We start from the raw sequence: 21707 nt of genomic DNA, 5'->3' as shown, positions 1-21707 counted from the left end.
GAATTCCTAACAGTATCTTTTTAAATCGCTCAAAATAAAAAAATATCAATTTTAGATTACCAATTTCAGATTACCAATTCCAGATTGCCAATTACCAATTACCAATTCCCCATTCCCATTGTCATGAATGACTCTTCGTCCCTAGCCAACGCCCTTTCCGAACCGCTGCGCCAGCCTTTTTGGTGGGCAGCCCTAGCTTCTGTCGGCCTTCACGGAGTGCTCGGAGTCGGCGCCCCGACGATCTCAAACATCATCTATGGTGGAAATTCCTCAAAAAAGATCCCCGGTTCCGTCGGCTTGGTAGAACTAACTCCCGCAGAAGCCGGCCGCCTGCCACAAACTATACCACCGCGACCGTCCAATAAGCCATTTTCGCTCGTCGCACCAGTTCCCCTTCCCGCCCCGCCCAAGTTAGCCCCGCCCTACCCCCCCGAACCTCCAGCCATCAACTTGCCCGCCCTACCTCCGGGAATGCCCCCTCCAGGATTCTTTGCCCCTTTAGATCCCCCTCTCCCACCCTTAACAGCCCCGCAGCCGCCAGCTTCAGTTCCAACTCTCAAACCCCCCTCTCTCAGAACACCCACTGTCATCCCGCAAGTGCCTCCCAGCGGCTTGATTTTCCCGCCATTACCCGGTAATTTCGATCGCAATATCCCGCCACCGCCACCAGGAGTGACAGGAATCCCCCAGCTTCCCGGCAGCACCTCCGAAGATGAGGCAGAGACACTCAAAAGGGTTATAGCAAGTAGAGGCGGACTCCCGCTATTCCCAGACGGAGCTCCAGTCTTTACCCCGGAATTCCCAATTGGCAGCAGGAATTCCGGCCAGGATGGAGTGAAATTGACTCAAAAAGATCCGAATAAAAGGAATCTGATTGCAGAAACTCCCGAAGAAAGAAAGAGAAGAGAGCAATTTGACCAGGGACAGCAACAGCTACAACAGCGCGGACAATCGGGTTCAAACTTACCCACCGACAGAGAGGCACAGCTCGATGCTGGAGATGCCTATGTTGCTTTGGCTGACAGATTCAAAAAGGCTTATCCTGACTTGGATACGACGGGGCCGACTCCTGTGAATGTCGCTTATCCCGTAGCAGCTTGCTCGCAAAAACTCGAAGGAAAAGCAGTTTTTGGAGCAGTTGTCAGCCCTCAAGGCTTGCTCAAGGCCGAGCCTCAAACGATATACTCGACGGGTTACGGTATTCTCGATAATGCGGCTAAAATTGCGATTATTAACCCTGCTCTAACATTTCCAACAACCAGCACCCACAAGATTTACCAGGTGACTGTCGAGTTTAAATACGACGAAAAAGTTTGCAGCGGCATTCCTGTCACCCCATCCACCGGCCCCACTAGGCCCAGACCAAGCAATCAACAGCCAGTAGCGCCAGCCCCAACAGCACCCAGCCCGACAGGCCAGCCGCCCTCCCCATCCCCAGCCCCTGCGGAAGTGAAACCGCAGTTTGAGAAGCCACCGGCTGCCTCAAACAAACCGAAACCAGGGGCCCAACCGTCGCCAACGCCCCCACCAAAACCCGCAACCAAACCGTCGCCCTTACCTCAACCGCAACCAGCAGCCGAACAATCGCCTTCTCCTGCGCCTTCTCCAGCCCCGGAAGTGTCGCCGCCGCCTTCTCCTGCGCCTTCTCCAGCCCCGGAAGTGTCCCCGCCGCCTTCTCCAGCCCCGGAAGTGTCCCCGCCGCCTTCTCCTGCGCCTTCTCCAGCCCCGGAAGTGTCCCCGCCGCCTTCTCCAGCCCCGGAAGTGTCCCCGTCTCCTGCGCCTTCTCCAGCTACCGAAAATTAATTGTTAATTGGTCAAGTCTTACTCATGGGGCGAGAAACCTGGTTTCTACGAGTTTTGCTTTGAGTAAAAGTATTCGTAGGGTGCGTCAGTTGCTATATTTGTTGCTTCTGAAACCAATTTCTAGCCGCTGACGCACCTACATTTTTAACTGGATTTGATATCACCAATGACCAATCACCAATGACCAATGACCAATGACCAATGACCAATGACCAATGACCTCTCAATTGTATTGAATTTTGTACATTTGGAATAAGTCGCCGCTTTGCTTTTTTACTACTTTAGCGCCAGCCGCTTTAATTACTTTTTCCCAATCTTCTATTGTCTCTAAAAATACTTCTCCGGCTCGATATGTTTCCAGAATTGCCCAGTCTTCTGCTAGAGGTGCCTTGGGGTTGAGAACATCAAACACAAAATGACCGCCCGGTTTTAATACCCGCTTTACTTCTCCCATGACAATACTCCAATAGTCTATGGGATAGTAACAACTGAAGCCTGTAGCGAGGCATAAATCGAACTGATCCTCTTCGTAATTTAACTTGTGAGCGGGGGCCAGTTCTACTCCTTTGAACAGCTTAGAATTGAGCTGAGGGCCGCGAGCGTTTAATGCGTCTCGCGCTGCGCTGCTGATTTCTTGACCGTAAAAATATGCTTCCCACTCGCGCCAAGGGTAAATCAGAAAGCTGACTCCGCAGCCAATGTCTAAACAGCGCTGATTTTTTTGGGGTTTGGCAATTTTCCAGAAGGGAGATACTGTTTTTGCTTGGAGTGTCCCGGCGACTGATTCTAGGAAAATTGGCATGGCTTCGACTTCTTCGGGTAAGGCGAATGCTTCTCCTCGGTATTCGCGATCGAACCGGGAAGCAACCTGCGATAATAAAACTTGCCAGTTATCTGATTTTTCTTTGGCAAACCAAGTCTGCTCTTGACCTGCAACTGCGCGATCGGACTTTTTAGACATTCGTGAATTACCTTTTAGAGCCTTTGAGTGCTTTTGTAAAGTTTTGGCGGTAAGGCTTATTAAAAATTAACGCGGGCCACAGCAGGGACAGTTTCAGGCGATTTGCGAAACTTCTGTCGAAGTTTGTGCGATCGAAACCATTCCAAAATTTCCAGATACCGCCTCCGTAAGCGACTAGCAACACCAATCCAATTAACGGTTCCATCAAATAACCCCCTAAGCGATTGATTGGATTTTGAGTTAGCTCGGCAAAATCTTACTCTTAATCTATCATTTTTCAGCTCCGGGTGCACGGATTCCCGTAGCAATTCTACCTTCAGCTAGAGACTTCAACATTCCTACTGGTGGCAAACTTATAAATATAGCAGAAGGAAGTTCATTCAGTTGACAGTTGACAGTTGACAGTTGACTGCTTGAGGGCGACCTCTACCTGGAAGTCCGAGGATTGGAGTAATGAATCGTCTGATTTTAATTTCTCCCGATCAGGGTTCCGGCTTTAAACTAATTCTTTCTTGTAATTCAGAGCATCCTAGCTGTCGGGTACGGTTAAAAGTATCAGCCAGGAAATAGCTTTCACGGAGCAAGCAAGCAGCGACTTATGCTGAAAATCGATCCCCCAAATGCTCATGCGATTGAAATTGGTTGCTGTTGGGAGATGGCCTCGCTTTCGGGGATTTCAGAGGCGCGCGATTATTCAACTAGAACAGCAGGATTCCCCCACCATACCGCCTCGGTTGGTGGCGGGATGAATGCGGGTGAGGCTTGCGATTGTACCGCATATTAAATCGATCAGCGTAACGTTCGACTGCTAGCGCGGTGCATGAGTGAACGAACAAGATTTGTAACAAGGTAGTTATCTGATAGTTTCACGAGTTATACTCATCTCACAACCTAGTGAAACCATGAACCAAGTTATCACCGCCAAGTTAAAGCTGAATCTCACCGCCGAACAGAAGTTGGCGGTGCGCGATACTGCGTTGGCTTATCGTGATGCCTTGAATTATACTGCTATGGTCGCTTTCGGCGACAGCAGTTCGAGTAATGGTACTAAGTTGCAAAAACTCGTTTACAACCACCTGCGCTCCGAGTTTAAATTAGGCGCACAGATGGCGTGTAACGTTCCTAGACAAGTGGCTGCAACCTTTAAATCTTTAACAACAAAAGTTAAGCAGAACAACGAAGCTATTAAAAAGGGATACACCAAGAAGCGCTTTAAAGGGCTTGATCAAGCTCCAAAATACGCATCTCGGACTGTAACTTTGAATTATCAGCGAGACTACAGGTTCAAATCTGACCAACAAGTCAGTATTGGAACGCTAAACGGTCGTATTGTTGTGCCTTATGAAGGTTGGAACAAGCATTTAGACTTGATCAAGGTCTGTCCTAATATTGGTGCAGCAAAGATTCTCTACCAGCGTTCTTCCAAGACTTACTATTTAATGGTAAGCCTTGAAATTGAACTGCCAGAAATTAACCCAACAAGTATCACCCGAATTTCCGGTGTAGATGTTGGAATGAGGTATCTGGCAGTAGAAACGGATTTAAACAATAAGTCTACCTTCTACTCTGGGAAAGCATCTCGGCACAAAGCTAATCAATATCAAAAGGCTCGAAGGAGTCTACAGCGTAAAGACACCCGTTCTGCGAAGCGACGATTAATCGCATTGTCGGGACGGGAGAGACGGTTTATCGCTGATGTGAATCACCAAATTAGCAAAGAAATTGCCAAGCCAAATAGCTTAATTGGACTAGAGAACTTGACCGGAATCCGCGACAGAACTAAGTCCAAGTCTGGAAAAAAGGCAAGCAAGAAACAGCGCCAAGCTAATCGAAACAAAGCTAAATGGTCATTTGCCGAATTGCACGGCTATATCGATTATAAAGCTAATTTGGTTGGCAGCCTAGCAACTAAAGTACCAGCACATTATACTTCTCAGAGTTGTCCCAAGTGTGGACATACCTCGAAGGCTAATCGACCGAACAAGGGGCTAATGTTTCGTTGTGAATGTTGTGGGCATGAATTACACGCTGATTTGGTGGGAAGCAGAAATATTGCAATGAGAACGTTGCTCGTCCGGCAAGACTGGACGAGTACGGGGAGCTTGTCAGTATCCCCCGATGTGTCGCGCAATGAAACCAAAGCTGATATCCTGCAAAGGTTTTCAGGATTGCGGTGGAGCGTAGACACAAGCCCTCATCATATCGGTACTCCGATTGATGATGGGTAATTGACAGATAATTAACACTGATAGTTAGTGCCCCACAGATTACAGCAGGCAAACTTTTTCTAGCGGACAATGACGGTAGATAGGTTTCTAAGCAAGGAGGATTTTATGCGTGCAGTGCTGATGGCTGGGGGGTCGGGAACTAGGCTCAGACCCCTGACGTGCGATTTGCCCAAACCGATGGTGCCGATTCTGAATCGCCCGATCGCAGAACACATTATCAATTTGCTAAAAAGGCATAAGATTACGGAAATTATTGCGACGCTGCATTACCTTCCTGATGTCATGCGCGAATATTTTACTGATGGGGCAGAGTTTGGCGTTCAAATGACTTACGCTGTGGAGGAAGACCAACCGCTGGGTACGGCTGGTTGTGTCAAAAATATTGCGGAATTGCTCGATCGAACTTTTCTAGTCATCAGCGGCGACAGCATCACAGACTTCGACTTGACAGAAGCGATCGAATTTCACCGTCGCAAGCAATCCAAAGCCACGTTAATTTTAACTCGCGTTCCCAACCCGATGGAATTCGGGGTGGTGATTACCGAGGAAAATTACCGCATCAGCCGCTTTCTGGAAAAGCCCTCTAGCAGCGAAATTTTCTCCGATACCGTCAATACGGGTATCTACATTTTAGAACCGGAAGTCTTGGACTACCTGCCGGTCAATCAAGAGTGCGACTTCTCGAAAGACTTGTTTCCCCTGTTGCTGGAAAAAAACGAGCCGATGTACGGTTACATCGCCGAGGGTTACTGGTGCGATGTCGGACAGCTTGATATTTACCGGGAAGCTCAGTATGATGCACTGCACGGAAAGGTCAAACTGGATTTGACCTACTATAATCAAGTTCGATCGGGACTTTGGATAGGTCAGAATACTTTTATTGACGATAGCGCGATCGTCGAAGTACCGACGATGATCGGCAGCAATTGCCGGATTGGAGCCAGAGTTAAAATTGACGCGGGTTCAGTAATCGGAGATAACGTGACAGTCGGGGCTGATGCTAACCTCAAACGTCCCATTGTCTGGAACGGAGCAATTATCGGCGAAGATGCTCACATCAGGGCCTGCGTGATTTGCCGGAGCACCCGCGTAGACAGGCGCGCTCACATCCTCGAAGGTGCTGTTGTCGGTTCGATGTCGATCGTGGGAGAAGAAGCGCAAGTCGGCCCTTCCGTGCGTATCTGGCCGAGCAAAAACATTGAATCCGGCGCTCTGTTAAATCAAAATTTAATTTGGGGAGAACAAGCTAAGCGTAATTTATTCGGTCAGCGTGGCGTTGAAGGACTGGCAAATGTCGATATTACCCCGGAATTTGCAGTAAAATTGGGCGCAGCTTATGGATCGACTTTGAAATCTGGGACTTCGGTATCGGTTTCTCGCGATCAGCGGAGCATTTCGCGGATGGTTTCGAGGTCTTTGATTGCGGGTTTGATGTCGGTGGGAATTAATGTGGTGAATTTGGAATCGACGGCTATTCCGATCGCACGCACGGTTTCGTCTACGATCTCAATTGCTGGTGGTATTCACGTTCGGATTTCGCCCGATCGCTCCGACTACATTTTAATTGAATTCTTCGATACCAAAGGCATCAATATTACTAAAGGTGCTGAGAAAAAAATTGAGGGGGCTTATTTTAAGGAAGATTTGCGGCGAGCTCTAATTCCCGAAATTGGAGAAATGTCGTACTTTAACCAAGCTCTCGACATTTACAACCGGATGTTTGAGCGGCAGATGAATGTTGATGCAATACGCTACAGCAATTCTAAGGTGGTAATCGATTACGTTTACGCAGTTTCTGGGGCAATTCTGCCGCAAGTGCTTGCCAAGTTCGGCTGCGATGCGGTGGTGCTCAATGCCAGTCTCAAGCAGACTTCTCTGAGCAACGGAGAACGGGAATATTTGCTCGATCAACTCGGCCGAGTTGTGAAAGCACTCAGCGCTAATTTTGGAGTGCAGGTGTCGGCGAACGGCGAACAGCTCATTTTGGTAGATGAGTCGGGAATCGCGATTCGTGGGGAAATGCTGACGGCGCTGATGGTAAATTTGATGCTGACTTCTCATCCCAAAGGTACAGTAGTAGTGCCGGTGAATGCGTCTTCTGCGGTGGAGGCGATCGCCCGCCGCTATCAAAGCAAGGTAATCCGCACTAAGGCAAACCCAACTGCTTTGATGGAAGCCGCTCACGCAAACCCCAATGTGGTTTTGGGCGGTAGCGGCAATATGGGTTTTATTTTCCCGCAGTTGCATCCGGGCTTTGACGGAATGTTCTGCATTGCTAAAGTGATAGAAATGATGACGATTCAGGAGCGATCGCTCGGACAAATTAAGGCTGAACTTCCCCGCGTCACCCACCGCAGTTACAGTGTCCGCTGTCCTTGGACGGTCAAGGGTTCGCTGATGCGGCATTTGGTAGAAAGTCATTCGCCCGATCGTTTAGAATTAATAGATGGAGTGAAGATTTTTAACTACAGCGATGACAATTGGGTATTAGTTTTGCCCGATGCTAGCGAACCGACCGTTCATATCTTCGCCAACAGCGAGGATCGAGATTGGGTATCGGAAACTTTGAAGGAGTACCGCGCCCTGGTTCACGATTTTGTCATCCAAGCCGAGGCGGCGGTTCGTCAAGATAAATTTGGTAACGCTAATGGGTAATTGGTAATTGGGAATCGGTAATCGGTAATTGGTAATTGGTAATTGGTAATTGGGTAATCGGTGACAACTAACAGCGAATAAGTAGTTGTGCATAATTAATTACACACTCATCTCGCCTGAAAGCCTTGTCAGCGTCAAGAGTCTTTATGTAATTATTTTTGTCTGGTTACTTAGTAGAGAAAAATCAACAATCCTGCACTCCCAATGACCAATAACTAATGACCAATGACTAATAACTAATGACTAATGACTAATGACCAATGACCAATGACCAATGACTAATGACCAATGACTAATGACTAATGATCAATTACGCACAGAAAAAAGATGAATAGCTGCATTTTAATGGCGGAAATAATTCAACAGCCGCAACTCCGTTATACTCCCGATAATCAACTTCAAATCGCTGAGATGTTGGTGCAGTTTCCAGGCCCAAAACCTGAAGATCCGCCGGAACATTTAAAGGTGATAGGATGGGGCAATTTAGCTCAAGAAATTCACGATAAATATCACGAGGGCGATCGCGTGATTATTGAGGGGCGGCTGAGTATGAATACGATCGACAGAGATGGTATCAAAGAAAAGCGCGCTGAACTCACAGCCCAAAGGATTTACAGTGTTGGCGCAGATGCGATGAGCGCTGCACCAGCAGCTAGAACCGCCCCCGAACCGGCTCAAATTCGCGACAGCGCGCCCGCTAATGTGCCGAGCAATGTGGTTCCCATGAGTTCGCGAGGCCGCGGTTCTAACGGCGCTCCAGCCCCTGCTAACCGCCCATCTAGTTCTGATTGGAACTCGCATCAGTCTTCAAATTCTGAGTCCGATCGCCATTCGAGTTCGCCTAACGAGCCGGAAAATCCCGATTACGATCCGATTCCGTTTTAAAAAGTAGAGTGCGTCACTTTACGTGCGATCGCCAAACTTTGCCGTTCGATCGAAAGTGACCAAAGCACAGGGGATTTAAGCCCCCACCTTTAGGTGGATTGTTTTTAGGCTGGGGCTTAAATCCCCAGCCTAAAAACTTCGCTGTCAACTGTCAACTGTCAACTGTTAAGCACCTTAATTTAAGGGCGATCGCACTTCAGGAAAAAAAGGGCGATCCTCTTCGATGGCTGCGCTAACGAATTTGGCTGAACTCCGAGCTAAATTGCAAATTTTACAGCTCGATCGTCACAATTTTTTTCTTGCTTTTTTCGTCGCGCAGCACGACTGTATTGTAGGGTGATGTATCCGTCCCCAGCGGAATTGGCAGCTTAAAGCTGCCGCTCTTATGCTTAAGTTCGCCTAAATCAAGGCTTTTCGTTATATTGCCATCTGTTGCCAGATAAGCGGTAAGTTCGCCTTTATAATCTTCAATCAAAAAGTCTCTGAAGAAAACGACTTCCCCACGCTCGGCATCGATAGCAAGGATGACCGTACCGCTAAACGTTGCGCCTTTTTGTTCTTCATCAACCGTCGCCATTTTAATTTCCGAGGGGTCTTGACCGGACATATCTGCCATAAATTTTTTCTCCTGAGCGGAGCGCAATAATTAATAAGAATGCTACCAGACGCTAGGGGCGATCGCAAAACTCTTAGGACGTATTTTTGCATCGGTATTGCTTCTCTCTAAGGTTAGAGAAGCCCGCGATCGCGAATTATACCACCAATTATGTCAATTCTTGAGTCAGTAAGTACAGACGGTTAAAATGATCTCTATAATACCCCCAAGTCTCGCAAACACCGCCGCGTTAATTCGATTCGATATTTAGCATCCTTAATCTGGAGTTTTTCAGTGATTGGGTGGAGAATTAAGCCTGATGTTTTTGATAATTTAAGGGCGATCGCACTTTGCTCAATCAAGGACGATCGCCCTGAAAAATTATTATTTCCATTAATCGGGTTAAAATCCGCATTACTTCGCCTGCGATCGGGGACTGTAAAGGCGGACTCCATTCCCCAATTTCTGCAAAACCTACTAAAACGTGCAGCAGGCTGATGATGCTTTCTACTGCTTTGGGAATCCCGCAAATCAACAATCGGATTGGTTGCTTTCCGATGGGTGCGTCGGGAATTTCTTCGCGCAGGAGTTCGGGAACTGATGCAAGGCTGTGATATCAGGAGTTTTAACTAGACAATAGTCGGATAGCGATCGGCTGCTATCGTTAGTAGTAAGGTTGACAGCGACGCACCCTACACATTCGATCGCACAATTTCAACTCCAAAAACGCGAGCAAACTGTGCAATAACGATCGATCGCACTCGATCGACCTCAATTCCCGGTATAAATTGCTCCAAACTGCCAACGGGTCGATCGGGAATCCCGCAAGGTACAATTTGCCCAAAACCTGCGAGATCCGGGCAAACATTTAAAGCAAAACCGTGCATCGTAATCCAGCGGCTGACTTTAATCCCGATCGCCCCCACCTTAGTGCCATCCACCCAAACCCCAGTCATACCCGGAACCCGCGAACCCTTCAGCCCGCAAACTTCCAACACCCCCAGCAGCACTTCCTCCAACTGGCGCAAATACCAGTGCAAATCCTGCTGGTGACGGCGCAAATTTAAAATCGGATAGCCCACCAACTGGCCCGGACAATGGTAAGTCACCTCACCGCCCCGCTCAACTCGGTGCAATTCTGGCTGAGTTTCGCTGTCAAATTTCAGAAATTCCAACTTTGATCCCAGCCCCAAAGTGTAAACCGGCGGATGTTCCAGCAAAATCAGCACATCAGGCAAATCAGGATTTTCCCGACGCTCTTGCACCAATTTTTGCTGGATTTCCCAAGCTTGGGAGTAAGGCACTTGTCCCCAATCGAGGAGCAAGCAGGGTTGTGCATTTAGGTTTTGAGGGATAATAGGGGAAAGCATGAAAAAAATCAATAGTGTTTTTACGGAATATTGGTGCAGTTTAAATCAAGAATTGTCAACATATAAAAAAGATTTGAAAGAAAAGTGTTTTGTTGAATACATAATGCTATTGTATAAACTATACCCAAGTTACAGAAGGGAGGGAGCTCTATGAAGCTTGTTATCCAGGGTAAAAATATAGAAATCACCGATGCGATTCGCGAGTACGTCAACGAAAAGATTGAAAAGGCGGTTAGCCATTTTCAAACTTTGACTACTGAAGTGGACATTCATCTATCGGTGGCTCGTAACCCCAGGATCAATCCTAAGCAGACTGCTGAGGTGACAATTTATGCTAACGGTAGCGTGATTCGGGCTGAAGAAAGCACGGAAAGCCTTTATGCCAGCATAGATTTGGTTGCCGACAAGATAGCTCGTCAACTGCGGAAATTTAAGGAAAAACGCCACGACAACAAAATCCAGAATAGTCCCAAAACAATTGCGGTAGTTGATGAACATCCTGTAGCAGCGGATTTGATTGGCGATCGAACTCCCGAACTTCCTGCCGAGGTAGTGCGGACTAAGTATTTTGCTATGCCTCCAATGACTGTGCAAGAAGCTTTGGAACAATTGCAGATTATCGATCACGATTTCTATATGTTCCGCAATGCGGAAACTGACGAAATTAACGTGCTCTACGAACGCAAGACTCACGGTGGCTATGGAGTTATCCAACCGCGCAACGGCAACGGTAATAGCAAAAGTAGCAAAACTGCCGAAAGCGCAGCACATTAGAAATCTAGTGTTGGGAAAAGCTAGATAATTGCTAAGAAAAAGAGAGGACTAAATTCCTCTCTTTTTCTTAGTCCCTCTCTGCTGAGACTTCGTTTGTGTAGACGCGGTTTCAACCGCCGAGCGATCTAAAAACTCTTTCTCTGTGTTCTCTGCGCTCTCTGCGGTTAAATCATTCCGATCCAATCATAAACGATATGACTCTTTAAACATGAAAAAACTAATCTAACCTTTAATACTTTCCAAAGTCTTCAGCGCTTCTGAAACGTGAGCCTTAAAATCCAACATGGAGTCAAAAATATGCTTGACAACACCTTGTTTGTCAATCACATAGGTCACTCTACCGGGCATAATCCACATAGTAGCCGGAACCCCGTACAACTGCCGAACTTTATTGCCCGCATCGCTCAACAATGTAAAAGGTAACTGATATTTTGAGGCAAATTTCTCGTGGGATTGTTGCGAATCGTCGCTAATTCCGATCACTTCCGCACCAGCGTCTTTGAAAACTTGATAACTATCTCGAAAAGCGCAAGCTTCCGCCGTGCATCCCGGTGTGTCGTCTTTGGGGTAAAAGTAGACAATGACATTTTTTTGACCTCGAAAGTCCTTGAGGCTAACTGATGCGCCAGTTTGCGACGTTAAGGTAAAATCCGGTGCCGTATCTCCTACTTTGACTGCCATATTTTTTTGAACTGAGTTTTTTTTGTTCCTTTTGGGTTATTATACAGTCTCCGTTACGCTCAATACTTCTCTTACCTTATTCAAAAAAGCCAGCGAGTTAAAATCCGCCACCCCGCCCTCATGACTAAATATAGATAGAGCACCAACAGAATCATCGCCAATAATGCGATCGAATGGATCTAGCTTGAGACTGATTTTTTGCCGAGCTTTGTACCGAGAGAAGTGAAAAATTGTGAGATAATGCAGCAAAGTATCTTTGATTATACCATCATAAATCAAACCTTGACGAATATTTTGGTCATCAAGAATTCCCTCATAAATATTCAATAGCGTCGAATAGGAAATCACTCCATTGTAAAAGTTTTTCTCACCTTGCTCTACTTTAATCCCGTTAAACAAATTAAAAAACACAGCAGCTTGCTTGCTCGTATCTGTAAACAAGCTGCTAAGCTGCGCTGTATCTTGAATATAAAAAGATTCTCCTCTATGCTGTTTGGGACTGTGGACGTAGTATTTATCAAAAAATACCGGGTAAATTCTAATATCTTCCCGCTCTCCTTTCAAAACTCGGATGATATCTTTTGACATAAAAAATAATTTATCATCTTCATCATTCTGAGTAATATGCAGCGTACTCATATAAGGTGCTTGCGAGATATATAAAAAATTTCGATAGCCTCGATTATATAACTGGGTGACAATATCTCCGAGAATTGATGGCTGAGTATAAAGATGCTGAAGACTGTAATTTTCCGAAAAAGTTTTCAGCATTCCCACCTGAATACTATCATCTTCTTGACGCCTGATTCCGGTCACTTCGCCCATCAAACAGGCTTTTCTGTCAGCACGATTGCCCTTACCCTTTTTTACATCGCTATCCCTGGTAGATACCGCAATAATCGCTAAATTATCCAACTCAGAAGATAACTGTACATTGTTGAATCGAAATTTTTTAGGTAGTATTGAATACAGTGAACTCAAACCGTTTCGGATTGTCAAACCACTCGGAGTTCCCATGATGCGGAATCCCTTGGAGTTCGATCGCTGTTTTTCGCTCAAAATATGACATAATGTTTTAGAGAAATGCCCAATAAACTTTTCCGAAGGTGAAGGATTTTTTGAGTCGCCTTCATGAAGTCTGACCATCGGGACAAATAAATTATTTGGTAATTTGTCTAACAAGATTTGCAGACAAATATACGACATCAGGGCCACAGCAAACTTGTAAACAAAAGCCGCTTGTGGTTTCAAGCCTCCCTTGCTATCTAACCGTCGGTTGTCGTAGGGAAATACGATGGATTTATTCGGAAAATTTTTATAAAAAACCTCTCTAGAGCGATCGGCTTTAGGAACCCAAACTACTGGTAAAACCTGCATACCTTTGATATTGTATTCCATGCTAAAACTTTGAGATTCATCGGTTGGAAAATAGCGAACATCTTCAATAGTAATATTCAGAGGCAATTGACAAATCGCTCTTGTGCTGACATTTGGCTTTACCACCGAAATATACTGAAGTGCTTCCTTGGGATTGCGCCCCACAACCTCCTTAAAAAAAATTCCGGTTGTCAAAGTACGATCTATATTTTCAAGCAGACCTCTTTTAACCAAAATCAGTCGCGGTTCTGTTCGAGGTGATAAAATAGTTTGATCTAAAATATGTTTTTGCAGCAATTGCTTGAGACAGTTGATTTTATGAGCGATATTAAACTTCTCAAATCCTTGGATAAAATTGCGAAAAAGTTCTTTTTTAGCATCCTCATCAGAACCCTGCAATATAGAAACTACATTTTGCTCAAAGCCAGCAATCGGATTATAATTAAGTTCAGAGTCAGTGTCGTAATTTGGTGCTAGTGGATTGCTGCGAGAAGCAAACACAAAATAATACAAAAACGCTATTTTTAATACCTTGCGGAAGAAAGTCTCACGATTTGCTGGTGTCTCCAATGCGGCGAGATGTTCCTCGCTGTCGGGATTTAGCAAATTAAGATAGTAGTCCAATACGCGATCGCCTCCCCGCGATTGAACAGGATTGCCAAATTTGAGTTTGAGGCCAAAAACAAATTGGCGATCGCCCCCAGCATCATCCGTAGTTTCTCCCAGACTACCTGCTATAATCGGAACGATCGGCAAATAATCAAAAGCTTCCGATCGCGAAAACAGATCTCTGTAATTAACCTGAGTTCCCTGATAGCTAACCAAGTAATCGCCGTCCGGTTTATTAATATCCCTGATATATGCTTCTATTAACCTCATACGGCGAATCAAATCTTGCAAATAAATTAAACCGCGCACATTTTCGGTAGTTGAATCAAGATTTTCTAAAAGATACTCCAAGTAAGTAATTGTCGCTTCTTTCTTTAATTGTCCCAGAGTTTCCCGATCCACAACTCGCACCAGACGGTGAAAATCAGAAGTTGGATTTTCCACCATTTCATCAAGCCGAAAATTAAGTTCTTCCCGATCGTTTTTATTCTCAGCATTTTCAGCAATATAATTCTTTAAGCCAGCTTTCAATTCTTCTTGAAAAATATCTGCATTGCGGACGACAATAGTTACTTTATGAAACTTCAGCAGCGAATCAACACCAGAATCCAAGCATTCCAAACTCAGCTTCTGTTTCTGCAAACTATCATAGCATTTACCAAAATCATACTTGAAACCTAACTCACTTCCCTTACCTTTAAAAGACTCTAGGGGACTGGTTAAACTAGCTGCAAATTTGCCAATTTCAATAGTATTTCCCACAGCAGATTCTAATTTATGGCGCAAACAAGCTTGAATCTCCCTAACTTGACTGCGAAAACGCACCTCAACTTCCGGGAGAAAGTTCACCGTAGCAGAATCTGCTTGATTTTCACAATTACCCAAAGGATTCTGTACTTTTTTGCAAGTAGCGACTTGATTAGCAAGTGTATCAATATCTATTAGTAAACGTTTGCGATCGCCCGAAACGCTAAACGGGTTTTTCCCCTGCACAACTTCTAAAAGTTTGTCCAGCAAATCGCCATAATCTACCATTACTAAATCGCTATCATCCAATCTTAAAACATTCACCCTGTCAACCCCCAAGTTCACATTTTTTCCGATAAAATTAAATTTAGTATATTCAACTCATTTGAACTCAAAAGATACTTGTCCGTAAATATCTTTTCCCTCACCTGCTCTAAACTGTAGCTCCTAAACACAACAAACGGGAAATCTTGATACTTATTTCCAATAGGCAAAACATTACCAGCAGGATACAAGGCCCGGATATATTGAGTCAAGATATCTCGGAAATGTTGGTATTTCGGTTCTTCCGGGTTACTAGCAAAATATTCGCTGAATACTTCCCCAGCAATAAATGCAAACAATGGCAAGGCATAATACTGGTCATTTCGTTGGCTATTTTGCTCAAATTTTTGTGTTTTGTCAACAGAATTTGTCAGTTTTTCAACTAACTCCATTGCATCTTTAATCGCAAATTGCAAAGTCTCTGAATAGGAACTACTACGGCTAATTGTTTGCATATTATGCCAAAGTTCACTATTAGCAGTTTGGGCTATTTTTACCAGAGGCATCATGTAGGTTTCCTCCAAAGTTTTCGATGCGATCGGCACAACTAACAAACCGCCGCTCATGTAGCCGAGTTCCAGGTTCTCAAGGCTTAATAACTTCTCGAAACCTTCACTTACTAACTGAGAAAATTGATTATTGAAAAACTCCCGCTGTGTCAGATATGAAGCCTGAGATTTACCACTAGACTCAACATTCTCTCTCAAGACAAAATCAGCTTGACCGAGTAAATATTCTAGACTATTATATACTTGTAGTAAACGCCGATCGCTCCTATTCTTCCTGTGCTCGCTTTTCAACAAATCGATTAAGTTTTTCATTTGGGACGAAAATGTTTCACCAGCAGCCAATACAGACTTGCCGCCGATCGGTATAATGATAAACTTATCTGAACCAATTTGCCCGCAACCATAAATTCGCGTCATTATAGATGCTTTCAAAATCAACAAAATATTTAAAATACTCAGTTTACTTTCCTGTATCGATATCTCTTTGTTCTCTTCAAAATACACTGCCCGATCGCCTAAATAGAAAATCAATTCTTTATCTTGATTATCAATCTCATCCTTTCCGCGCCCCCGATAAATCACCTGAATCAATTCCATCAGGTTTTTCTCTATTTCAAACCTCGGAATCTCAACCAAAATGTGTTTAGCCTTGGGAAAAGATAACCCACGACTACCTGAAGCAGTCATAAATACTACCTTCACATCTTCTTTGCATTTTTGAACTAACTCTTTTTCTTCCTCACCAATATTAGCGTGTATTTCTATATAATCCGTTCCTTTATTAAACTCACCTCGATGCTCCCTAATCTTGTTTATCAAATCACCCAATCTTTGTTTGTCCTGAATATAAACTATCAGTTGTTCAACATCTGAGCGTTTTAACAGAGCTTCTATATCCTGTAAGATTTCGCATTGTCTTGTCTTGGTTAAATCAGTCTCTTTATCTAGCAAAGTATCTTCACTAAACTTGCAAGATTCAATAAAAACCTTATAGGTAATGCTTAAACTTTTGGCAGGATACGAGTTAGTATTAATAAGAGTTGAGTCAGTATCTTTAAACTTAAAATGCTCCACTGACAGAGGCAAACCTGGATTTTCAGCTTTCCGAAAATAGATTTTATCTGGTTCAGCAGAGGTATCGCTTAAGTGTTGATTAATTACAGCCTTGTCAACGATAGAAGCATCTGCAACAATCACCTTTGTATTAAACCCGTGAGAATTATTTTTCAATTCATACTTGTTTAGGATCTCGTTGATGCCGTTTAAAAATTCTACGCCTCCCTCATCCCCAGTAATCTCATCGATCATGATAAATAAATGCTTGATGCGACTGGAGATGTCTTTCATGCAATCGGGATGCACCTTATTTTCCCTTGCACTGTAAGCATTACTAAAAATTTTCTCAAAATGTTTTAACGTGTCCCCCGCATCAGTTTTCTTTAAAGATTGGATAGAAACAGTCGCGACAATGTTGTTGAAATCTTTAGTATCAATCAAGGTATAAATCGCTTCACAAATGCTGTTAAGTACGCCCTTAGTATTCCGTCCACGATCTTTGATTAAATTTTCTGCTTGTCTTTCCAGTCGGTTCGATCGCCTATTTTGACGCTGAGTTTCTCTGCTATCTTGAAACTTAACAGTCTTCAATGAAAATTCTCCCTGCTGCTGATTCGAGAGATACTGCACAGTACATTTATGGCCACTATCTTTAATTAAGTCGCTATAAGTATTAATTGCTAATATTTTATCATTCCATAAATCATCAGTACCAGGTTTTTTGAATTTGTCGATAATATCTAGATTTACCTGTTTTCTGGGACTGACATAAAAGAACAGAAATCCATCATCTACATGATCTGTGAGAAAATTGGCGATCGCAGTCGTTTTGCCAATACCAGGATTTCCAGTCAAAAAGATATAAGTAGCAGCAGATTCTAGAGCTTTTTCAATCAGTTGAGCATGAGCATCGCGGAGTTTCAAATTTCCGCTCAATCCCAACTGCTGCATCAATTCATCCGGCACAATTCCCACCCAGTTGACAAAACCCTCAAGTCGCTCTGTGTGACGCACAACATTGATTTTATCTGCCGACACTGCTAATATATCGTCAACAAGCTCTTTTCCGCGATCGAAGCTGTGATAAGCACTCCGCTTGATTTTATTTAAAACTAGCTTGCGAGCATCGGCGATTTCTTGAGGACTAGAATCATGCTTATAAATTAGGTGACAAGTTTTCAAAACATCTAAATTTTCGGGACGGACAGACATAGCGTTAATTCCGCGATCGCTATATCCCACCGCATTAAATATTAGTGGCGAATCATCAGCAAGTATCCCCGTTTTTCGGAGAAATCCATAAAAACTATAAGCATAACCACCAGCTTGAATTAACTTAGCACTCTCCTTATTGTCATACTTAAAAGCAGTAAAATAACTCTTCAAACCTTCCGAAAAATGGACATCAAAACTTTCAGTATCTATGCGAAGTTTAGAAAACACACTTTTCGAGCGCAAATAGTTCATATCTCGTCTCAAAGAACGTCTGATAATCTCTAAATAGTTGAGATCCGTAACATCATCGAATGTCCTCATCGAAAACACCGACAAATCTACACACAGAATCCTAAATTGCCTACCATATCGCAGTAATATTAGAGTATCAGCTCTCAGAAACTCGCCTTTCTCTTTGTAATCTTCAATATACTGAGAAACATTATCAATCTGGTCAAATTGAGATAATACTTCTCCAAACCATTGTTTCTCACCTTTAACATAAGTGCCAATACTGCTCTCATCGCAAAAACAGGATTGGTAATACAATATTTCCAAACGTCGCAGTTTATTTGGCTCATTCCAACCTGTAGATTCGAGGTATTCTCGAAAAAAGTTTAAACCTGATAGAAAGCCTTTTTGCAAAAAAAATACGCTCCACTTTTCAGCCATCTTTCTTTCCAGAGGACTGGTTATTTTATCAGTAATTTTCCTCAGCATCTTCGGAAACTCTAGCTGCTGCAATTCCTGAAAGTACAAGTTTTCAAACTTATGCTTAATTTGCTTCTCTTTAATGCAAGCAAGAATCCCAATATTAAACCCAACTTCAAACAAACGCCCCAAATCTTCTGCTATTTTAGATTTCATGACTGTGCGCCTCCTGTTGGTGTATTTAAGACTTCTTTAACTTTGGTTAAAAATGCCAAGGCATTAAACTCCGCAATTCCTCCCATATGCTTGTACAGAGATAGTTTACCTACGGATTGATCTCCTATGAGGTTTTCGTAAGGATCTAATTTAAAACTAATTTTACCATTTTTACCGCTTTCTTTTTCGTAGCGAGAAAAGTGGAATAAAGTCAAATACTGCAAAATGTCATTTTTTAGCTGAGTATCGTCAATCAATCCCTGGTAAATATGTCGATCGTCCAGTATATCTTTATAGATATTCAACAAAGTAGCATAGGAAATTACACCCCTATAATTGCGTTCTGCCTCTGCGCCTACTACCAGTCCATTAAACAGGTTGAAAAATACAATGGAGCGCCTGCTGGGGTCTTTTACTAAAGCTGTCAATTCCAGCGTATCCTGAATATACAAAGAATTTACTCCCAATCTTTCTGATAGCTTAACTGCATAGTATTTATCAAAAAACATCGGATAAATTTTGATATCGTCGTAGTTTTCTTTGAAATATGCAATCACATCTTTCGACATGAAAAATAAAGCTTCCTCTTTTTGTGTCATGTGCAATGTACTAGAATAGGGAGCTTTGGCTATGTATAGAAAATGCCTGAATCCCAATTTGTAAACTTTCCCTATTTCATCTCGCACCACAGTAGGTTCTTTAAACATCTGTTCGTGTTCGTAGGTTTCCGAGAAGGTTTTGAGCAATTGTAGCCGGACAGAACCATCTTTTTGACGAATTGCTCCGACAATTTCTCCCTGCAAATTCGACAGTTTTTGGTCGCTATTCCACCTAGCATCGCTCTCGCGACTAGAAACTATAACTATAGCGAGTTTTTCCAATTCTTTTGGAGAATCTGACGGGTTGGCAAAGGTAAATTTTTTAGGTAGCACAGAATATAGAGAACTCATCACATTGGGAGCTTTGTATTCTAAATTCCTGATATCTACACCCTGAGAATTAGAGCGATGTTCCTCGTTGAGTAAATGCGATAACCTTTTAGATAAAGAACGCATGAACTCTTCCACTGGTGAATCAGACTGTTGGTTGCTCAGTTGCAACCGCAGTATGGGAATGAATAATCTGCTTTGCTTTTCCAACAACAACTTGAGGCAAGTATAAGCAAGTAAATCGAAGGTAAATCGATAGACAAAAGTTTTTTTAGCATCCCATTTATTGCTAGATAAACTGTATGGAAAAGCGACTATTTTTCGTTTTGTAAACAGGTTGTCATAGGTTGTTCTGGATAGTTGCTCTTTTGGCATTAGCAGCACTGGCAGAGCTTTCACCCCTGTGATATCATATTCCATACTGAAGCTTTGCAGGTCGTCAGTAGCAAAATAATGAACATCACTAATTGCAATTTTAGCTGTGAGAGTGCATAGGGAATTTTCTGTAGCCTTTGCTTGACCAATAGCTATATATTTTAATACTTCTTTGGGTTTGGTTCGTAGCTCAGGCTTAAAGAATGTAGAGTTTGTAAAAATAGTTTTCATACTATCCTCTAAAATGCTTTTTTTGACCGAAATGTGAAGCGGAAATTCTTTCGGTAAATGCTTCTGTTTCAGAATTTTTTGCAGGAGATTCTTGAGCGTATCTATTTTAGAGGTAATATTATATTGTTCAAAATCTTTTTTGATGTCTTGTAAAACTCTTTTTTTCGCTTCTTGAGCAGAACCTTTGAAAACTTTTAATACTTTTTCCTCAAATTCTGGAATAGGATTGTATTCTAAGTCTGAGTTAACTGTATAACCATCTGATGACGGGTCTTTTCCGATAAAAACGAAGTAGTACAACAATAGTAACTTCAAGATTTTCTTAGCGAAAATTCCTTTTTTAGCAGGGTTATCAAGTTCATCTTGATGTTCCTTACTCTCTGGATCAAGCAGATTGAGATAATACTCAAAGACTGTTTTACCCTCATAGGCTTGAACTGCGTTATTAAATTTGAGCTTTAGTCCAAAAATAAACTGAATATCTCCCTTGCTTTCGTCTTTTGTTTCTCCTAAATATCCTTCTATTTTGGGAATAATCGGCAGCATATCGAAGGATTCAGCACGAGCAAAAGCATCTCGGTAATTCATGTCAATGCCCGCATAGTTGACCGAGTAATGACCGTCGCCTTGTTCGAGATTGCTGATATATTTATCAATGAGCTTGAGACGCCGGATTAGGTCTTGTAAATAGATGATACCCTCAGCATTTGACGAGTTATTGCTGGTGCTAAGATTGTCTTCCAGGAATTCTAAATAACATATCTGTGCTTGCTTTTTCAGTTTGCCGATAGTTTCTGTATCTACAATTTCTTTGAGCTTGTAAAAGTCTGATTTGGGATCTGCTTCTAAATCTTGAAGAATGAAATCTAAGTCTTCCCGCTGGCTGTCAATAGCGCTAGCAAACTGAGATTTGATATAATTTTCTAAGCCTTGTTTGAGTTCGTTATTAAATGTGCTAGTTTTACCAACGGTGATAGTTAGTTTATGAAATTTTAGCAGTTCTTTGCTGCTAGGATTTTTTGTGATGCTCAAACGTTGCTTTTGTAACCCTGAATAGTTGCCAAAGGGATAGCTAAAGTCTAATCTGGCAGAAGGACTTTGAAAATCTTGCAAATCTGTGATTAAGTTAACAACAAATTGTTCGATGTCAAACTGTTGATTTTCTTGCTTAATTGCAGATTCCAGTCGAGCTTTTAAACTGTTTTTGATTTTGGTAATTTGACTTGGAAAGCGTTCTTTGAAACCGGGAGTAAAGTTGACTGTGGCCGTACGAGCACCGCGTTCGGAAGCACCTAAAGGATTTTCTACTCCCAAACCTGCGACTGCTTCGGCGATGCTGTCAATGTCGATGAGCAGCCGATCGCACTTACCATGTATCTTAAAAGGATTCTGAGTCGGCGACTGCTCTAAAACTTCGAGAATCTTGTCCAATAAGTCGCCACAGTCAACCGCAACTAAATTCCCGCCTGCCGTTTTTAGGGTATTCACTCTGCAACCTCCTCGCACCGCTGGATAA

15 protein-coding genes are annotated in these 21707 nt (G+C 43.1%); 6 read left to right on the top strand and 9 right to left on the bottom strand.

What is annotated here, in order from left to right; translation table 11 throughout:
* Window positions 1-123: 123 nt before the first annotated feature.
* The gene (locus QUB66_RS00905) at window positions 124-1803 is read left to right on the top strand and encodes a hypothetical protein (protein WP_332967598.1); all 1680 of its coding nucleotides are present in this window, start codon (window positions 124-126) and stop codon (window positions 1801-1803) included.
* Window positions 1804-2026: 223 nt separating this feature from the next.
* On the opposite strand, the gene QUB66_RS00900 is transcribed toward QUB66_RS00905, so the two are convergent.
* Together QUB66_RS00900 and QUB66_RS00895 are read right to left on the bottom strand one after the other, a co-directional pair.
* Entirely contained in the window at window positions 2027-2764 is a 738-nt protein-coding gene (locus QUB66_RS00900) for a class I SAM-dependent methyltransferase (protein ID WP_265239489.1), read from the bottom strand.
* A 7-nt stretch (window positions 2765-2771) separates the two neighbouring features.
* The gene (locus QUB66_RS00895) at window positions 2772-2969 is read right to left on the bottom strand and encodes a hypothetical protein (protein WP_265239488.1); all 198 of its coding nucleotides are present in this window, start codon (window positions 2967-2969) and stop codon (window positions 2772-2774) included.
* Between the two features lie 393 nt (window positions 2970-3362).
* On the opposite strand from QUB66_RS00895, the gene QUB66_RS00890 reads away from it, so the two are divergent.
* From QUB66_RS00890 to QUB66_RS00875, 4 genes are all read left to right on the top strand, one after another.
* The gene (locus tag QUB66_RS00890; protein ID WP_332967601.1) at window positions 3363-3548 is read left to right on the top strand and encodes a hypothetical protein; all 186 of its coding nucleotides are present in this window, start codon (window positions 3363-3365) and stop codon (window positions 3546-3548) included.
* Window positions 3549-3666: 118 nt separating this feature from the next.
* A complete protein-coding gene (locus QUB66_RS00885; protein WP_332971183.1) occupies window positions 3667-4992 on the top strand; it encodes an RNA-guided endonuclease InsQ/TnpB family protein in 1326 nt (441 codons plus the stop codon).
* A gap of 105 nt (window positions 4993-5097) precedes the next feature.
* A complete protein-coding gene (locus QUB66_RS00880; protein WP_265239143.1) occupies window positions 5098-7647 on the top strand; it encodes a mannose-1-phosphate guanyltransferase in 2550 nt (849 codons plus the stop codon).
* Between the two features lie 327 nt (window positions 7648-7974).
* Complete coding sequence (locus tag QUB66_RS00875; protein ID WP_265239142.1) at window positions 7975-8532, top strand: single-stranded DNA-binding protein; 558 nt, start codon at window positions 7975-7977, stop codon at window positions 8530-8532.
* 271 nt (window positions 8533-8803) lie between these two features.
* On the opposite strand, the gene QUB66_RS00870 is transcribed toward QUB66_RS00875, so the two are convergent.
* From QUB66_RS00870 to lipB, 3 genes are all read right to left on the bottom strand, one after another.
* Window positions 8804-9148 (bottom strand): hypothetical protein, encoded by a 345-nt coding sequence (locus QUB66_RS00870; protein WP_265239141.1) that lies wholly within the window; start codon window positions 9146-9148, stop codon window positions 8804-8806.
* 194 nt (window positions 9149-9342) lie between these two features.
* Window positions 9343-9582: a hypothetical protein gene (locus QUB66_RS00865; protein ID WP_332965842.1), complete on the bottom strand. Its 240-nt coding sequence runs from the start codon at window positions 9580-9582 to the stop codon at window positions 9343-9345.
* Window positions 9583-9819: 237 nt separating this feature from the next.
* Window positions 9820-10497: a lipoyl(octanoyl) transferase LipB gene (lipB, locus tag QUB66_RS00860; RefSeq protein ID WP_332965841.1), complete on the bottom strand. Its 678-nt coding sequence runs from the start codon at window positions 10495-10497 to the stop codon at window positions 9820-9822.
* A 150-nt stretch (window positions 10498-10647) separates the two neighbouring features.
* Here lipB and hpf point away from each other — a divergent pair, with 150 nt between their 5' ends.
* Window positions 10648-11271, top strand: coding sequence for a ribosome hibernation-promoting factor, HPF/YfiA family (hpf, locus tag QUB66_RS00855; RefSeq protein WP_265239138.1), 624 nt, complete (start codon window positions 10648-10650; stop codon window positions 11269-11271).
* Between the two features lie 222 nt (window positions 11272-11493).
* Here the strand turns inward: hpf and QUB66_RS00850 are convergent, their stop codons facing one another.
* From QUB66_RS00850 to QUB66_RS00835, 4 genes are read right to left on the bottom strand one after another with little or no spacing between them, the layout of a single operon-like run.
* On the bottom strand, window positions 11494-11952 hold the full coding sequence (locus QUB66_RS00850) for a peroxiredoxin (RefSeq protein ID WP_332965840.1): 459 nt from the start codon (window positions 11950-11952) through the stop codon (window positions 11494-11496).
* A 39-nt stretch (window positions 11953-11991) separates the two neighbouring features.
* Complete coding sequence (locus QUB66_RS00845) at window positions 11992-15009, bottom strand: hypothetical protein (protein ID WP_332965838.1); 3018 nt, start codon at window positions 15007-15009, stop codon at window positions 11992-11994.
* Window positions 15010-15026: 17 nt separating this feature from the next.
* Complete coding sequence (locus tag QUB66_RS00840) at window positions 15027-18656, bottom strand: ATP-binding protein (protein ID WP_332965837.1); 3630 nt, start codon at window positions 18654-18656, stop codon at window positions 15027-15029.
* Window positions 18653-21679 (bottom strand): hypothetical protein, encoded by a 3027-nt coding sequence (locus QUB66_RS00835; protein ID WP_332965836.1) that lies wholly within the window; start codon window positions 21677-21679, stop codon window positions 18653-18655. The genes QUB66_RS00840 and QUB66_RS00835 overlap by 4 nt, the downstream gene beginning before the upstream one ends.
* Window positions 21680-21707: the final 28 nt, after the last annotated feature.

Origin of the sequence: Microcoleus sp. A2-C3, from assembly GCF_036706065.1 — a bacterium.
In the GTDB taxonomy this organism is placed as follows: Bacteria; Cyanobacteriota; Cyanobacteriia; order Cyanobacteriales; family Microcoleaceae; genus Microcoleus.
This window is presented reverse-complemented; position numbering and strand designations above follow the sequence as displayed.

Coding starts and splice junctions, on each gene's coding strand:
- QUB66_RS00905 (WP_332967598.1), top strand. CDS start 124: ATGAATGACTCTTCGTCCCTAGCCAACGCCCTTTCCGAACCGCTGCGC.
- QUB66_RS00900 (WP_265239489.1), bottom strand. CDS start 2,764: ATGTCTAAAAAGTCCGATCGCGCAGTTGCAGGTCAAGAGCAGACTTGG.
- QUB66_RS00895 (WP_265239488.1), bottom strand. CDS start 2,969: ATGGAACCGTTAATTGGATTGGTGTTGCTAGTCGCTTACGGAGGCGGT.
- QUB66_RS00890 (WP_332967601.1), top strand. CDS start 3,363: ATGCTGAAAATCGATCCCCCAAATGCTCATGCGATTGAAATTGGTTGC.
- QUB66_RS00885 (WP_332971183.1), top strand. CDS start 3,667: ATGAACCAAGTTATCACCGCCAAGTTAAAGCTGAATCTCACCGCCGAA.
- QUB66_RS00880 (WP_265239143.1), top strand. CDS start 5,098: ATGCGTGCAGTGCTGATGGCTGGGGGGTCGGGAACTAGGCTCAGACCC.
- QUB66_RS00875 (WP_265239142.1), top strand. CDS start 7,975: ATGAATAGCTGCATTTTAATGGCGGAAATAATTCAACAGCCGCAACTC.
- QUB66_RS00870 (WP_265239141.1), bottom strand. CDS start 9,148: ATGGCAGATATGTCCGGTCAAGACCCCTCGGAAATTAAAATGGCGACG.
- QUB66_RS00865 (WP_332965842.1), bottom strand. CDS start 9,582: ATGGAGTCCGCCTTTACAGTCCCCGATCGCAGGCGAAGTAATGCGGAT.
- lipB (WP_332965841.1), bottom strand. CDS start 10,497: ATGCTTTCCCCTATTATCCCTCAAAACCTAAATGCACAACCCTGCTTG.
- hpf (WP_265239138.1), top strand. CDS start 10,648: ATGAAGCTTGTTATCCAGGGTAAAAATATAGAAATCACCGATGCGATT.
- QUB66_RS00850 (WP_332965840.1), bottom strand. CDS start 11,952: ATGGCAGTCAAAGTAGGAGATACGGCACCGGATTTTACCTTAACGTCG.
- QUB66_RS00840 (WP_332965837.1), bottom strand. CDS start 18,656: ATGAAATCTAAAATAGCAGAAGATTTGGGGCGTTTGTTTGAAGTTGGG.